Here is a 14,798-nt window from a genome sequence, read left to right as displayed (position 1 = left end):
TTACAAAGGAAATAGTTCGGTTTATAAAAAATCATTACACTAGCAGGCATTTTAATTGTCCTGCTATTGAAATTTAAAAATAGCTCCTCATCTTTTGTTTTTAATGAAACTTTATTAGAGGAACGATTGAAAATTGTTACACCCTCTTTGAGACTTGTTTTGTTATATAATGTTTCAAAAAGTCCTTTCACCATCGGTTTACCAGAAGTGTTCCTGCTAATATTTATTGAATTTAGAGCTTTTTCCAGGTTTTTCACTGCAGAAAAGCTTTGAATTCTATCGCGATAGTGCTTTAAATGGTCGTTGAAACCATCAAAGATGTCAACTGGAACAGCACTCCTCAATTCGGCATCATTAGCCATAGCAAATTTTAAAGTACTTTGGCAGATATCATACCAGGTGTAAGGAATAATAGTAAGCGTTATATGTATTGAAGGCTCATCAGTGGTGTTAACCTCATGAACAAAACCTCTCGGCACATAAAGAATATCGTCTTTTGCGAGCGTGACATTCATTACCTGATCACTGGCATAATCGGTTTTGGCTACATCCTGATACATCTGTTCTTCCAACGGATTTTCTACTATTGGATTGAACACCTTCCATTGCTTTTCACCCTCAATTTGGAGAACAACAACATCCTGTTCATCGTAATGAGGCGGGAAACTGTAGGAGTTTGGAGGGGTAATATAGATATTAGTATAGCACTCCTTCAGTATTTTCATCTTCTTATCAAATAACCTGCAGAGTTCTGCTAAAGCGTAATTGTGATTGTTTAACCTGTTTAATATGATTGATGCTCCGTTTCTGTACTGATGCAGAATTTTGGCCGGATTTACTACCCCTTCACCTTTGACGTAATCCAGGTATTCATAGGCAGGAATCGTAGAACCGTCTTTCCCTAGCCTTATATCCTTATCTGTAAACCTGCTTTCTGTAATCAGCCGGTCGATTTCTGTTATACTTATTAATGAATTTAGCTCCCACTTCTTGTCTGTTAGAAGCAATGGTTGGCGGGTCCAGTAATTTTTAGTAAAATAGTCACCGCCAAAAAAGTCTGATAGATGATCGGCAACTTGTGTATTGTTTAGCATAGCGATTTCCAATTAGATTTGAAGGTGCATTTTGTTTGATTTTTTTATGGCTGCCAGCGACCTGTAGTGTTGGTTGAGTAGGTCATAAACTACCATTTCGGATAGCCGCTGGTTATTATCAAATAGCCTGTTAAGATGCATGTGGATATAGCTGGCCAGGAGATCATATGGGTCGATTTCCAGTTGCCGCTTTTCCTTTAATCCTGCTATCTTCCGGATGCTTTCTTTCATTGAGTTTTGCCACCCTTGATAGAGAGGTAGTATTTCCTTTAGAAAGGGATCTTTTGGAGGACCCGGTACCACCTGCCAAAGCATACTTCTGTAATTTCTATACTTCTCACCCAGTTGTTTTTTAGCTGCAGTACTGTTGGCGCTGAATTCTTCCCGAAACCCATAGCTTAGGTAGCTAAAAAACTCGTTTTTTTCGGTGAGACTTAGATCAAAAGACTCTACCAGTAGATGAACGCCCAAAATAGCGCACTGTAGCAGGTGATCTCCCTTAACTTCAGCATTACTTAGGATCTGTAATATTAATGTGCTGTCTGTGGTAAATAAGCTCTCACTGTTGTTGATATTCAGCGATCCATACCTTTCCAACTCTCTTTCATAAGAATCGATTACTACTTCCAAATCAACTTGTTGTCTATGGCGGATAACATGAACCTGTTAAATAGCTGAAGTATTTCGTAGTTGCCCGCTTTGTTGGACAGAAATCTAACCCTGAGGTGGTGTTCGGGATCCGCATATCTGATGAAAAACCACTTTTTGATTAAATTCTTTCTTTTTAATTCCCGAACCAGCGGCTGAAGATATTCGGTCAGCACTTTGTTGGCTGAATTTTTTCCGCAATACAATTTGTAATATACCCATTCTGACCCTGGCAAGAATGTCCTTTGTGCGGATTGAGACACTGGGATTCTCCTGTGGTTTAGAGTAGAGGCTTTATCTGTTTTAAATGGAATAATAAATTCATTGATAAAACCGTGTGAAGAAGAGTTGTCTGTCGGGAAAGAGCCATTGCTGAAGAGATACTCTTCAAGTACCACAGAGTGGTGGTTTTTGATGGATGCAGTTAAGATATTAAACCCCTCACTGTTGTTTAAGTTAATTAATAAAGGGCTGCCATCAGAGTCAATAAGTTCTACCTTTGGTGGTATATTCAGGTTTTTTATAAACTGTCTTAATCTTTTAGGTAATGAATCCGGGTCATAAGGTTGCAGGTCACTCTGTCGAATGATCCATCTTGCTTTCGCCAGTATTACCTTGCCATATGCAACCCTTGGGAGAAAAGTATTATCGGGTAATATCGGGTACCTGTCCCAGCCAAACCTGTACTTTGTATTGTCATGGTGTAGGGAGCACAAAAAACGATAGACTGGAACCGAGCTGTTCATATAGGCATGAGCATTCGACATGCGGGGGACCACTTCTTTATTATGAATTTCGGACCTCAGGATAATTTGGTCATTATCTACAGACACATAAAGGTCATCGAGCGAGATCATGTTTTTATCAGGTAGAGAGGACCTTTCAAAAATCGGGATTTCAAAGCTGCCTAAGATAGGGCGGAGTGCAATATTTCCGGCACGATCCTGAGACAAAAACAGTACTTCTGCATAGATTTTCTCAGGATGACTTTTTTCAACCAGCTCAGCGGTTTGTTTCACATGTTTGTGTATTTCCGGATTTAAGTAACAGAACCGCCCTGCAATAGTTCCTACTGGATTACCGGCCGTTATATCATGGTATATTATATATTCTCCTTTATCAATAGCCTCAGGAGACGGTGCGATTATACTGCACACGCTGTATAGCAAGTCAGGGAGGTCCTTGATGTCCTGGGAAAGAAACGGTTCTACGTCCTGATCAGTGAGGTCAATGGTTGTCCTTCTTTCTGTTAAGGCCTCCAGATACTTTGTTGTTAAAAATGATGTCCAGGCAGAGTTTGTCTGATTCGCCTGCTTTACAGGGCCTTCTAAGGGAATATCTTGTATCCACGGATAGCTGTTAGTGGTATTGCCGTCTACAGGAAAGCCCAAACCGAGATCAGGATCTACTACTTCCAGAAGCGGGACTTCTTTATCTCCATATCTCTCCAGAAATTTTCTTTTAAATGTATTTAGATGAGGCGTTCCCCCTTTGTTATCTATGCACAACAGCTTAAAAGCCTTTTGGAGGTCTTTGGTGACACTTCGGTTTAGTTGGGCTCCAATCGATGGCTTGTAAAGGTCCAACTGAAAGAAGAAATTCAGCTCGTTTTTCTCGTTTAGCTCCTTTAGTGTTTCATTGAGCTGAATAAATGACGATGTGTTTACTCCAATGGAACTGGAGTTTAACTTTTGTAGCTCGTGAGCTACACCCTGAAGCTGATCTAATTTATGTTGAAGTTCAGGTGTTTTATTAATTCCATTGAGTTTATCCAGCACTTGCTTTAAGGGATCTTCCCCGGTAATAAACGGCCTGAGGTTGTGAGTCAGTAGCTGATTTTCAAAGCATTCTTTTACAAATGCGTAGGCATCGTCATAGTGAATTTCATCATCTGCGTTGACAATTGCATGTGATAACTCAACAGGCGTGGCTCCTTTTTTTGCTGTAGCCAGGATCAGATCGGTATAAAAACTGTTTTCGACACTTACGAGTTGACCCTGCTTATACGATCCTGAAAATTTGAATTCTACGTAGCGGGAGAAGGAGGATAGCTTTAAAATCGTATTGTTCGGATATAGCTTTATTTGCCGGAAGACCTCTTCATCTTCTATCAAAGCGTTGACGAAGCTCAAAAGGTAGTTCATATCAAGGCGCACAAATCTTTTATAGTGCTCCCGGGAGATCAGTCGGAGATCTGTGGTGTTAGAGATCTCCCCTTCGGAAATACCAGCCAAAAGGCCAAACGGAGTGCACCGCGTTGACATTCTGGTGAGGTACTTAAATAATGAGTGCTTGAGCTTTTCTTCCTTTTTATAGTTGTCACCCTCAAAGCGGAGATACTCCTCTACCTCTTTATAAAGAGAATGACTGGCGATAAAAATAGCCTCTTTGATAACAGGATCCTTCCATAGTGCTGAAATAGTTTCTTTGTTAAATGGTTTTTGGGCAATTTCATTTAACGCTTGGAACGGTAAAAGAGGAGTACGTAGAAAGTAATAGTCGAGTGCTGTCAACATATGGCTGTTTAATTAATATCTGTAAAAAATAGGCTGTCCCAGTTGCTGTTGAAGTTTGGTAAGGATGACATGAGACAAAGCGCCACCCCTGAGGCACCAGTAAGCAAGCCACTGTTCTTTTTCCAAACGGTCTTTTTTGAGTCGTCAGTGTCAGCTTCTAAAAAACCTCCAATAGTATCATCAGAGTAGCTTCTGCCAACGGTTAGCGTTTGTTCTATCCAATAATGGCTACAACGTTCAAATTCATGATAATGGGTGGCCTGCGCTATCCTTTTAAACAGATGTGCTATACCTGCCGAACCGTGACAGAAGCAAGGGTCAATAAGACGACTGTCGTCTGTCATACGTACTGTTGATTGCTCTAGCATTCGTTTTGACGCTAATGACGCTATTTTGATGGCCTCCTCCTTGAGGACCTCCTGATGGGTCGCTTTATAGGCTTGCAAATATGCTATCGCTACTCCCAGGTCGCCATAGCACCACGACAAGTCACCATATGATGAAATATCGCCATTTACAATTACTGAGGGATAACGGCAAATACCCAGTTGGTCATTACGGTAGCGTAGAAGCCAATCGAGTGAATGCTGGAGTAGAGGATCAACCCTATCCGAATAAATATTTCTTACTGATAGTTTCGACAGAAATGAAGTAATCCCTGCTATTCCGTGGGCTAATCCTAAATTGTAAACAGTGTCTGATGGACAATCCTTTTTGTTGAACTTATCTTGCCATCCATGTTTTTCATACATGTACCATAGTGTGTCAACTACCTGCTTGAGACCTTGCTCAGATGCACCATCAGGATCTCGCTCCAGGAAGTAAACACCTTTACCCAAAACACCATAAAAGAGATCGTAACTTCCCCGCAGTTTATCGTTCTTTACAGTGTTATGAATCACCTCCTCAAAATCGTTTAAAAGGCAAGTATCAACGGGCTCAATTTTATTGAGTTTTTCCAGAATCCAGCCTATTCCTGTGATACCGTGACCCAAAGAGTCTATATAAGGATCAGATGATTTTTTAATGAACGTGTTTAGTTTATCAACCGATAACTCCATCATGTCCAGCGATTTTTCAAGAAATGAATGGTTTTTTGAGAGATGGTAGAGGTTGATATAAAGTAGCAATACGCCTGATGTACCATTTAGCAATCCGGGAGATTCAGGCAAATTTTTACTGACATCTCTTTCGATATCCAGTAAAATGCCTTCTATAGTTTTTTGAGTGGGCGATTCGCTAATCTGGAAATTGTGCATTTTGTTCGTTTTTACAGCCAACTTTGATTTAAATGCTTGAGATATTAAACCCTGTCTGCCTCTGCAGACAGGGTTTACTTTTGTGAGGCTTCTTACTACTCAATAGGACATGTACCCTCTGTGCTGTAGTGTGGGTTACAACTGTTGGTTGAACAACCATTGCCCCAGTGGCTGGTGTTCATTCTCTCACACTTGTTTCTATCGCTACAAGTATGTCCGATAGATAAGAATCCACCTTTTACAGTTGCGATTTCATGGTTCGACATAGAAGTGATCATGTCTTTTTTCAGTGTCAGTTTTTTACGAGCTTTTTTCATTTTTAAGTTTGGTTTAATTCTTTGTCTACTCTAATAAAGCTTTTCGACAACCGCTTGAGTTCGTACGTACAGAACTTGTGCTAAAGTTAGGGCGTACGAGTCCGGTATTATCGGACTCTATAATTTTCTTGTTTAGCGGTAAAATCAAACTATAAAAAGCATTCATATTTATAAAAATAGAGTTAATTTCTATGGCCTTCTATAGTTAGTGTAGCATTTAGGTTTATGTAAACATCTGTATAATTCAAAGGATTAAACCATGAAGCAAGTATTGCTATGCGAGATTATGTGATTATGTGGGGCAAGTAAACGTTCAACATTTTACATTAATTAATGGATCATGAACCGACTTTTTCAAAAGGCCGAATAGGTATGAGCTATATTGTAATAATGAATGGTTTATTTCCATTCTGAATTTTGGCTGCTAATAACATGCGTTACTTTAAAATCCCTATTCTTCCACGATGCTTTAGCAGGGCATAGTAGGCGAAAACTACCAAGACCAAGCCTACGAATATAGCCAATATCCAATATGTGACATGGTCCGTTTTCCTCACCGGCTTCACATCCCCCAGCACCACAAAATTGTTCCAAAAATAGGGGTGGTGGTAAAGTGGAGAGCTGTTATTCAAAAAATCCAGCTTGGCATTTTTGAGGGCTACGTCTTTGTCTTCTCCCTCAGCCAGGTGCTGGTAGAAATATTTCATCAGCGTAGCAGTAGCTTTATCATCCACCGACCAGTGGCTCATGACGATTGACGGACATCCTGCATAGGCAAAAGCTCTTGAAAGGCTCATCACACCTTCACCCTTCTGGAGCTTTCCATAGCCGGTGTTGCAGGCGCTGAGTACCACCATTTGTGTATTCAGACGCATGTTGTACAACTCGAAAGTGTGCAGCATGCCGTCTTCCAGCGTATCCTGAGGAGGAGCAAAAAGGAGTTTGGAGTACATGGGGTCTTCATTGTTCACCACTGCATGCATGGCCAGGTGCGCGATAGGGTATTGCTGTATTTTTTCCTTAAAGCTAGATTCTGTAGCAAGTAATCCTGCAGCCGTATCGGTGTTAAAGAACTGTGTGATGTCATCAATTTCGCTTTGGTTCCATCGGAGTGGGTTGAGACTCGCAGTTTCTGATGACAGCGATGTAGTTGGTGCAAATGCCAGTACATTGCTACCCATGTCCTCTTTTTTCATTTCGCTCATTTTGAATAGGGAGGTGGCGGAGTAGCCATAGCTGATATTGAACTGCTTCATCAGGTAAGACAGCGATTTGTAGTCGCCAACTGCTCCCTGGTGAGGAGCTGTGATCAGCGTTTCAAATGGGACCAGGCTCAAAAGTCCATCAGGGATGATCTTTAGCGTATTGATTTTGGTGTTATCAATATTTTCCAACAAGGGAGCCAGAATTTTTTGATGAAGATGATAAGCCGATTCAGTATATTCAGTAAAAACCTCACCAGGCTCTTTGTTAATAAAATCCGGATTAAGTGCAGCTCTAAATCCTTCTATCCCTGCCTCTTCAACCATAGGTAATGTTTGAAAGTGAGCAGTGTCTTTGGTGATGGTGAAGGCATAGGTTTGATTTTCTCCATTGAAGTATTCGATCAGGGCTTCATTGGTTTTTAGCTTTTGCTGCACGTCTTTGATGGAGAGAACATCGAAGTTGTATTTGAGGTTGTAGTATTCGGGGTAGTTTTGTTCGAGGTGGGTGATGAGGCTGTCGTATTTTATTTCAGCAGCAATTAATTCAGTTTTAAACGAGTTTAATTGAGAAAGTTCATTGGCTTTCTCGCCAAGGTTTTTTATTGAGGTTTTCAAATAAAGAAGCTGACTTATTAAACTTGACTCTTGGATTCTTGTACTGTCTGGTATCGATCTGAATTCCAAAGCGATATTTTCATTCAAATTTTCCAGCAAAACGGAGGATTTCCCTTTGCCTATGAACATAAATGCGTTAGATAGATAGTTGGAGTTATTTTCTAAAGTGACTATATCATAGATAACACTGATAGCTTGGATATATATTTTATTATGAAATCTTTCCCTAAACAATTTATCGCTAATTCGGTACTGGTATGATTTTTTTTTATTTTCAATTAAGTTAACAATTGAAGTTATTAACTCTATAGATTTTAAAAGGTATCTCTTATCTTTTGTGTACTGGTAGGTTTTTTGGAAATACTTTGCTGCTAAATAGCATGTAGTAATGCTTTCGTACACATTACGTGAATTTTCTACGTCTAAGGTTGCTATCGATTGCAGGTCGTAATTGCTCGCATTACTTTTGAATGCTCTTTTTAAGAGATATTCTACATCTTGCAGGCTGTGATGATCTATTAGAAATGATAAATAAATGTTTAAAATCCATGTCAAAGATCGATGCTCAGATATTTTGTTGTCTGTAAATAATTTTAATGCTTTTTTGTATGAATAATCTGCTGAATCATATGTTTTCAACTTCTGAAAAATTAAACCTTGTAGCATCAGATAGCTGGCGAGTTGAATACGTTCACCATAAATTTCGGTATAGTCAGTTATGGTTTGGTCCAATAGAAGTTTAGCTTCGTATGTTTTGCTCATATGGAGAAGAGACATAGATTTATTGAAATTAACTATAAATGGCACACTAGTTAAAATATTAGAATTAGCAATCGCGCTGTTGGCCAACTCATATTGAATTATTGACTCTTCAAAGTGCCTGGACTCAAAGTATATGGCTCCCTTAATAAGAAAACATTGCGCGAGGTAAATTTGAGATTTAGATTCGATGAAAAAGGGGATAGCTTGTTCAATTAAAGTCAAAGCTTTTGAAGATATACCTATATGATAGTATATCTTGGCTAGACCCAAAAGAGCCTCACTAATTTTGTATTTGTTGGTAAGTGAGAGCTTTTCTTTTAAAACCAAATTTTTCATACCACATCTAAGAGCATTGTCGTAGTCTCCGAGCAATTCATAGGAAAGGTTCATTAGGCGGTTAACTTCACTTAGATAATATTGACCAGCTATAGTGCTATCATTCCTTAAAAACCTTGTCTCAGTATCTTTGTAACTCTTAATTGCATCTTTTAGATCTCCCTTTGCATGGTAATAGAAGCCGATTTCAAGATGAATGTACGCCAGAAGAATCTTATTGGCAGGGTAAAATTTTTCTTGAATTAAAAGTGCCTCTCTAATATAGGAATATCCTTCATCGATTCTATTTTCTTCGATTAACATATCAGCCAACCATACATATAAAATTAAAATTTCGTCATCACGTGGATCAAATGATTTTAATGCGGAAACAAACAGGTCTTCTGCTCTTGCACTGTTGGTGGATAGGTAAGATTTGCCTAAATTAAATAAATAATGACCTTTATATTTATTTGTATTGGCGTTAGCTTCAGCTATCAATTGGGTATAGTATAATGTGGAGTCAAGCTTATGTTCCAGCGCGTAGGTGTCACCCATACCTAGAATACTTTCTACATAATAGGAATTATTGGTGGATTCATTTAATTGAATAGCTTTCTGAAAGTATTTACGCGCTTCTTCTAATAAGAAGCTTCTTTTATAACATTTACCAAGCAGATTTAGAAAACTAATTTTTCGATTATTATCCTTAATAGTCGGCAACTGGGGTTCTAGAATGGAGATGCAGGAATCATAATGCCCATTGTTATAGTTGAGCAGAGCACTTTGAAATAAACTATCTAAACGCTCTGCTTGAAGAGTAGAAAAGTATAAACTCCATAGTGTTGAAAATAGCATAAAAAATACTCGCCTAGGCATATAGCTGCTTTAAATTTTCATTTCTAGCTCGATATTTCGCCAATCCCAAATAAATTGAAAAATCCAAGATCAAACTAGGAGTATCCTTGTTGATATTTCCAAAGTTTTTGGTCATTGAAGGACAGTTTTTTATTTCTCCACCAGGAAATGAGATCAATGAATAAAGATATAGAGGGAGCAGATTCATCCCTACAAAATATAATAAAATTGTTGCTGATTGCTGTTTTTATACACCTTAAAGGTATTTTCCTGTCGTCACAATTACCAACCCCATTAGGACCACAGCCATTGTGACCGATTTCCCTAGAAATGTGCTTATGTCATTTTATCTTAATAGTTCATCATTCATTGATATAATATCTGTTTAATAGCGTCCCAGTTGTGAAATAGTGCATAAGCTATTAGAAAAGCCAGTGCTATTGTTAAATTTCGCTTTATTCTTTACATGATCTTGTCAAATGATTCGCCTACTTTGCTGTAAGTTAGATTCTGTGCCAAGTAATCTTGAGGGCGGTAAATGAATGAAGGAATTTCGCACATCGTTTTTAAATTGCATTGCCATTTTGATATAACATTATTACATCCTTCTCCATTAATAGAGACTGAATGTAGCCATCCAGGTCGTCTTTGCTTAGAAGAGGAAGTGTAAGTTGTTTTGTGCGAAGGGATCGATCTTTTTGGGGAACTATCAGAATCAATCGCCCCAACGAAAGATCAAATAAATTAGAGTTAATGATTGCATAAGAATCTCTGTCGCCCGTTATAAAAGCAGAATATTGAATGATGTTATTTGACGTTTTAATGAATCCCTGTGCAAGGTAGTTGGGGTGATTTCTGGAGCTTAGGTCGGCAGAAATGTGACTATAGTTACGCTCATCCACGAAATCAGTGGAGACGACTATAGTAAAGAAGACATCATGTTCTAATCCATCAATAAACTTTTCATTCACAACATTTTTATTAACATAATAGTAGTTGTAAACAAAGGTTTTATTATTAAGATTGATGCCTGAAAATTCTCCCCCATATCCCAACCCATTAAAGCTATTAGGTGCTACCAAATCATATCTTGGATATGGAAAGACTCCTGGCTGATCTTTGGCTTTCCGATCTATTTCAAAGTTCTCAAGATCCCATTTGGTAGAGTCTTCCCTGTTGTTTTTATTCTCAATCTTGGCTTCATAATTCCATTGAAATCCTTCGTTGTTGGTAGTCATAGTACATGAAGCTAATAATACATAGATGACGTAAAAATGCCTTTTCATTGTTGTTTCAATTGATAGTATTGCATTGCTCTACGTTTTATCAGGTGGTCGGATGTCCATTCATGCCATTTTCCAGTATACGGATCATAACCACACTTTAGAGGTTTTGAATGCTTATTTTGTGGGTTTTCTAAAAACGCACGACAGTCTGAACATACCAAACGAAACTCACATACCTTACAACCATCAATTTGGTCCTTGGTTACGTTCCATAACTCTTTAAATGTCGATTGACTGTAAACCTCCTGTAATGTATCTTTGTTGATATTTCCAAAGCTTTTGGTCATTGAAGGACAGTTTTTTATTTCTCCATTGACATCTATAGCAATTTTCTTGTTCAGACAACTATTGTAGCATGAGTTATGCATAATGTCGCTTACACTGTTTAAGCAAAAGTAACTTTTTTTTATTTCTCCACATTTTGTCGAATCTACAATTTGCTCCTTGATAAAATAGATTTTGGTTTTAATTGAAGCCAAAGCTGTTTTAGACTTGCCCTTATATCCAAAATCAATGCCAACAGTCTTATCAATGGGCGCAGAATGTATATGAAGTGAGGAAATTAATATATGACTTTCAAAAAAAAGGATATAATCTTTCTCCTGATACTCCGGTGCATACTTAATTAATATTTCTACGCCTTTTATTGAAGTATCTCTCATTAAATTAATGATCATTGATAATTCATCAAGTGAATATAGGTTACTATATATTCGCAATTGTATGACCTGACAATTTAGATCATCTAGCTGTTCAATTATACTCCTAAAATCGAGCCTGAGAGAATTGATATCGATTATTGCATTATTAATTTTTTCTGGAGACCGCCATTCCCGTTTTATTTCCGGGAAAAATTTTTTGTCATTTAGTAAAATTGCATACTCTTTTTTTAATAAAAATCTAATAAAATCAGTAATATGCTCATGAGTACCTTCATTGTATTTATCATAAACATGTGAAAGTGGATAAACTTTCAATTCTTCTAAAAGTTCATAATATGCTGCAGGGATTATATCTATTGTTCCTCTTGTAGTATCACATATTGTTGCGTTTACAACTCCTTTAGTCAGTAAACAATCAGTAAATAAAAGTAGGTATTGATCAGAGAGTTTATAGTTCATTTTAGGTTCTCCATTTTGATGATTTTAGAAATTGGTCTTGTGGCACTATATCTGCCGTATATGCTTTCGCTATTTTGTCCATAGGTGAAAAGTTTATTTTCGATTTCGCGAGAAATCATTTCGTTGAAGTATATAGAATAGCAGAATACAGGTAGTGATTTCTTGTCTTTATCTGATATTCGAACTTTATTTTCTTTTTGCATTTCAATCAGGGTATTAAATAATCGGCAACTTTTTCTTCTAAATAATAATTACATGGATAAGAAACCATTGAAAATTGACCTACGGGATTGATTTCTAAAAATATGAATTGATCATGTGAGTCAACAATGAGATCAACCGATCCCGTATTTAATTTAAGTTCACCGGCCACTTTGAGCAATTTTGCTTTGATGTGATTCGGTAGTACAAAAGGTATACATCGGTTCGGTTTCTTTCCATCATATTTCCTAAAATCAATTTCTGTTTGGCGGTTTCTTTGTGAGAATATTGCCATAGAATAGAATTCTCTGTTAATTAAAAATGTACGAACTTCAAATTTCTTCTTGATTTTGACTTGAAATAAAGAGGGAAAGAACTTGTCCGGTAAAGATTTTATGACGTTTTCGTTTACGAGTTCTGTGTAAGAATAGAAAGAATAATCTCGATTAAATAGGTAGATACCATCGGATATTGCTTTCGTTATTAATTCACCATACTGGCTTATCTTAGTCCTAAGATCGTTTTTATTGTCAATAATAAAGGTAATGGGGGTTGCTAATCCGTGATCTTTTGCTATATCTAAAACATTTAATTTGTTAGGACTAGCATTGAAGGCGGATCCCAAGCTTATTGTTGATGCTCTCTCCAAGAATCTCTTAATAAAATGGTTCAGAGAAACCTGTTCCGATTTTAATTTTGACAGTAAACCTGCATATAATCCATCATACGGTTTGATCTCAGTGTTGATTTCAGTTAAATAAAGGTGTCCACCTTTTCTGTACCAAAAACTTTTAGCGTCAAATAAGTTAAAAACTTTGTTGTTTTTTGATATTAAAAATTCCCTTTCTTGTTCATCATAGCGGACAAAGGCTACGTTGTTTAAATCTGTATTGATCCTTAAAACGGGAATTTTAGTTTTTGACTTTAACCAATTGATAACTTCTGTGGTGGTTCCGTCAGTAGATATACTATAAATAACAATCATGTCTTCTTGCGTAAGGGGGCAAATGCCCCCTATACAACTAATACATCTCTGGAGTTTTCACATCGACATCCTGATCACTTGTTGCATCATCGCAGTCCGATCCTGTTGATGATGTGGAGTGGCCATTTGAAGTTGTACTTCCTCCCAGAATTTTTTTACACATGGTGTTAAACAAAATAGACTTTCCTAAAGTCTCAGATTCAAATTTTTTTAAGGACTTTTTCATAATAATGATTTATCTGTATTGTTACCTACTCTATTTGAGGCTTTTCGGTTTCCGCCTAATATGGCGCCATAACTTTATACAATATTAATATGCAATAAGATCAAATCATGATCTTTGAAAATAATATTCAAATAATTTATTGTATTATATATGAATTTTCGTAGCGACAGTAGGTAATTGGAATGTTTTTATCCTTTAGAGTCCGGATCATCCTCTTAATCGTACTTGGTGAAACATTCAATTTTTGAGAGAGCTCATTTGGTGTGCCGGTCATTTTTCGTTCTGCTAAGAAGATAATCCTATCTAAAACATTCGAATACTCGGAATATTTCATAATGCAAAAGGTGTTAGGTCTTAAAGAGTAGTGACAGCTTTAGTATTAGGTAAACATTTTTATTAAAAAATTCCTTTTATAAAGAGTGCTAGCGGATGCTATAGGAGTAGCAGTTGTTAGGCTATAACTATTCTGACCGATGAGACACCAAAAAGTGATTCCCATGCTAAATCACTTAGATAAGTTGTAGATTAATTTGAAGGATAAATAAAATTACCTGACTTCAATCTCGAAAAATACCTAAAAATAGCCTCCGAAAAAAAGGAAAATCTGCTAATAACACTACTCCGCCAGATTCCTAAACGAAATCTTATCGGCTTCATCCAGATCCTCATAAAGAATACCGACCAGTTCTGATATGGAGTTTGGCCGGTCTGCAGGATTTTCTGCCAAAGCTACCCGGGTGAAATTTCTAAAGCACCGGGGCAGCTCTATCAACGCATCTTTGTAGTGCTTAGCACTTGCCGAAAATTTAAATTTAGCATCCAGCATATTATAGACCAGCATACCGATGGCCCATATCTCTGACTTTACGTTGTAATCCGAATAGTTCCATACCTCAGGCGCCAGGTAAGCAGCGTCACTGGTATTGATCCTGTTATCCAGGTGATAAGGCTCGAAGATGTTAAAGCCTGAGACCTTTGGAGTGAAGGTAGGGAAGGAGAATTCTACAAAAATATTCTTCATGCAAACATCACGGTGAAGGACATCAGCCTGGTGGATCACTTCAAAGCCTTTTAATATCTTAAATATCATGTTTTTGATAACATCATAAGAAGGGCAGCCATGCTGTAGCAGTTGATCCATTGAAGCGCCCTTTACCTTCTCCATTACCGTGTAAATATGTTCGGTATTGATATCGTAGATGATCTTGTAGTATTTTACGATGTATGGTGAGTTAAATGAAATGTCATTTAGCAATGCATTCGGGTGCTTTTTTAGTACGTATGAATTGGGTATGCTGTCCACCTTATACACTTTGTTCTGATCTAACTCGTACATTTTTATGCAATGATTTTTAACGGGTTCTGTGTGTTGTAATGCTTCCATTGGATA

At 37.4% G+C, this 14,798-nt stretch carries 10 protein-coding genes and 2 pseudogenes; all 12 read right to left on the bottom strand.

What is annotated here, in order from left to right:
• Positions 1 to 1,094 (bottom strand): JmjC domain-containing protein (locus tag C900_RS03940; protein ID WP_040495546.1); only part of this gene is annotated, 1,094 nt, incomplete at its 3' end.
• Between the two features lie 12 nt (positions 1,095 to 1,106).
• Positions 1,107 to 4,258, bottom strand: a pseudogene (locus tag C900_RS03930) (lantibiotic dehydratase).
• Between the two features lie 8 nt (positions 4,259 to 4,266).
• Complete coding sequence (locus C900_RS03925) at positions 4,267 to 5,517, bottom strand: lanthionine synthetase C family protein (RefSeq protein WP_009578311.1); 1,251 nt, start codon at positions 5,515 to 5,517, stop codon at positions 4,267 to 4,269.
• Between the two features lie 95 nt (positions 5,518 to 5,612).
• Complete coding sequence (locus C900_RS29700) at positions 5,613 to 5,834, bottom strand: hypothetical protein (RefSeq protein WP_157493883.1); 222 nt, start codon at positions 5,832 to 5,834, stop codon at positions 5,613 to 5,615.
• A gap of 437 nt (positions 5,835 to 6,271) precedes the next feature.
• Positions 6,272 to 9,289 carry a CHAT domain-containing protein gene (locus C900_RS03920; RefSeq protein WP_245558396.1) on the bottom strand — a complete coding sequence of 1,006 codons (3,018 nt, stop codon included), beginning with the start codon at positions 9,287 to 9,289 and terminating at the stop codon, positions 6,272 to 6,274.
• Between the two features lie 48 nt (positions 9,290 to 9,337).
• A pseudogene (locus tag C900_RS31010) lies at positions 9,338 to 9,589 on the bottom strand (hypothetical protein); the annotation flags it as partial.
• 566 nt (positions 9,590 to 10,155) lie between these two features.
• Complete coding sequence (locus C900_RS03910) at positions 10,156 to 10,875, bottom strand: hypothetical protein (RefSeq protein WP_040495539.1); 720 nt, start codon at positions 10,873 to 10,875, stop codon at positions 10,156 to 10,158.
• Positions 10,872 to 11,996 (bottom strand): grasp-with-spasm system SPASM domain peptide maturase, encoded by a 1,125-nt coding sequence (gene gwsS / locus C900_RS28075; protein WP_009578303.1) that lies wholly within the window; start codon positions 11,994 to 11,996, stop codon positions 10,872 to 10,874. Before gwsS ends, C900_RS03910 begins: the two co-directional genes overlap by 4 nt.
• Positions 11,997 to 12,204: 208 nt before the next feature.
• On the bottom strand, positions 12,205 to 13,182 hold the full coding sequence (gene gwsG, locus C900_RS03895) for a grasp-with-spasm system ATP-grasp peptide maturase (protein WP_009578301.1): 978 nt from the start codon (positions 13,180 to 13,182) through the stop codon (positions 12,205 to 12,207).
• A gap of 37 nt (positions 13,183 to 13,219) precedes the next feature.
• Positions 13,220 to 13,408 (bottom strand): hypothetical protein, encoded by a 189-nt coding sequence (locus tag C900_RS03890; protein WP_040495537.1) that lies wholly within the window; start codon positions 13,406 to 13,408, stop codon positions 13,220 to 13,222.
• A 136-nt stretch (positions 13,409 to 13,544) separates the two neighbouring features.
• Positions 13,545 to 13,742, bottom strand: a complete 198-nt coding sequence (locus C900_RS29120; protein WP_083867429.1) for an HTH domain-containing protein — start codon at positions 13,740 to 13,742, stop codon at positions 13,545 to 13,547.
• Positions 13,743 to 14,024: 282 nt separating this feature from the next.
• On the bottom strand, positions 14,025 to 14,792 hold the full coding sequence (locus C900_RS03885; RefSeq protein WP_009578299.1) for a protein kinase domain-containing protein: 768 nt from the start codon (positions 14,790 to 14,792) through the stop codon (positions 14,025 to 14,027).
• Positions 14,793 to 14,798: the final 6 nt, after the last annotated feature.

The sequence above is a fragment of the Fulvivirga imtechensis AK7 genome (assembly GCF_000331535.1).
Taxonomy (GTDB): domain Bacteria; phylum Bacteroidota; class Bacteroidia; order Cytophagales; family Cyclobacteriaceae; genus Fulvivirga; species Fulvivirga imtechensis.
The sequence above is the reverse complement of the archived record's forward strand: the minus strand, read 5'-3'. Positions and strand labels throughout refer to the sequence as shown.

Bases quoted from the DNA above. Each gene is read 5' to 3' on its own strand.
- C900_RS03925 (WP_009578311.1), bottom strand. From the start codon at position 5,517: ATGCACAATTTCCAGATTAGCGAATCGCCCACTCAAAAAACTATAGAA.
- C900_RS29700 (WP_157493883.1), bottom strand. From the start codon at position 5,834: ATGAAAAAAGCTCGTAAAAAACTGACACTGAAAAAAGACATGATCACT.
- C900_RS03920 (WP_245558396.1), bottom strand. From the start codon at position 9,289: ATGGGTGACACCTACGCGCTGGAACATAAGCTTGACTCCACATTATAC.
- C900_RS03910 (WP_040495539.1), bottom strand. From the start codon at position 10,875: ATGAAAAGGCATTTTTACGTCATCTATGTATTATTAGCTTCATGTACT.
- gwsS (WP_009578303.1), bottom strand. From the start codon at position 11,996: ATGAACTATAAACTCTCTGATCAATACCTACTTTTATTTACTGATTGT.
- gwsG (WP_009578301.1), bottom strand. From the start codon at position 13,182: ATGATTGTTATTTATAGTATATCTACTGACGGAACCACCACAGAAGTT.
- C900_RS03890 (WP_040495537.1), bottom strand. From the start codon at position 13,408: ATGAAAAAGTCCTTAAAAAAATTTGAATCTGAGACTTTAGGAAAGTCT.
- C900_RS29120 (WP_083867429.1), bottom strand. From the start codon at position 13,742: ATGAAATATTCCGAGTATTCGAATGTTTTAGATAGGATTATCTTCTTA.
- C900_RS03885 (WP_009578299.1), bottom strand. From the start codon at position 14,792: ATGGAAGCATTACAACACACAGAACCCGTTAAAAATCATTGCATAAAA.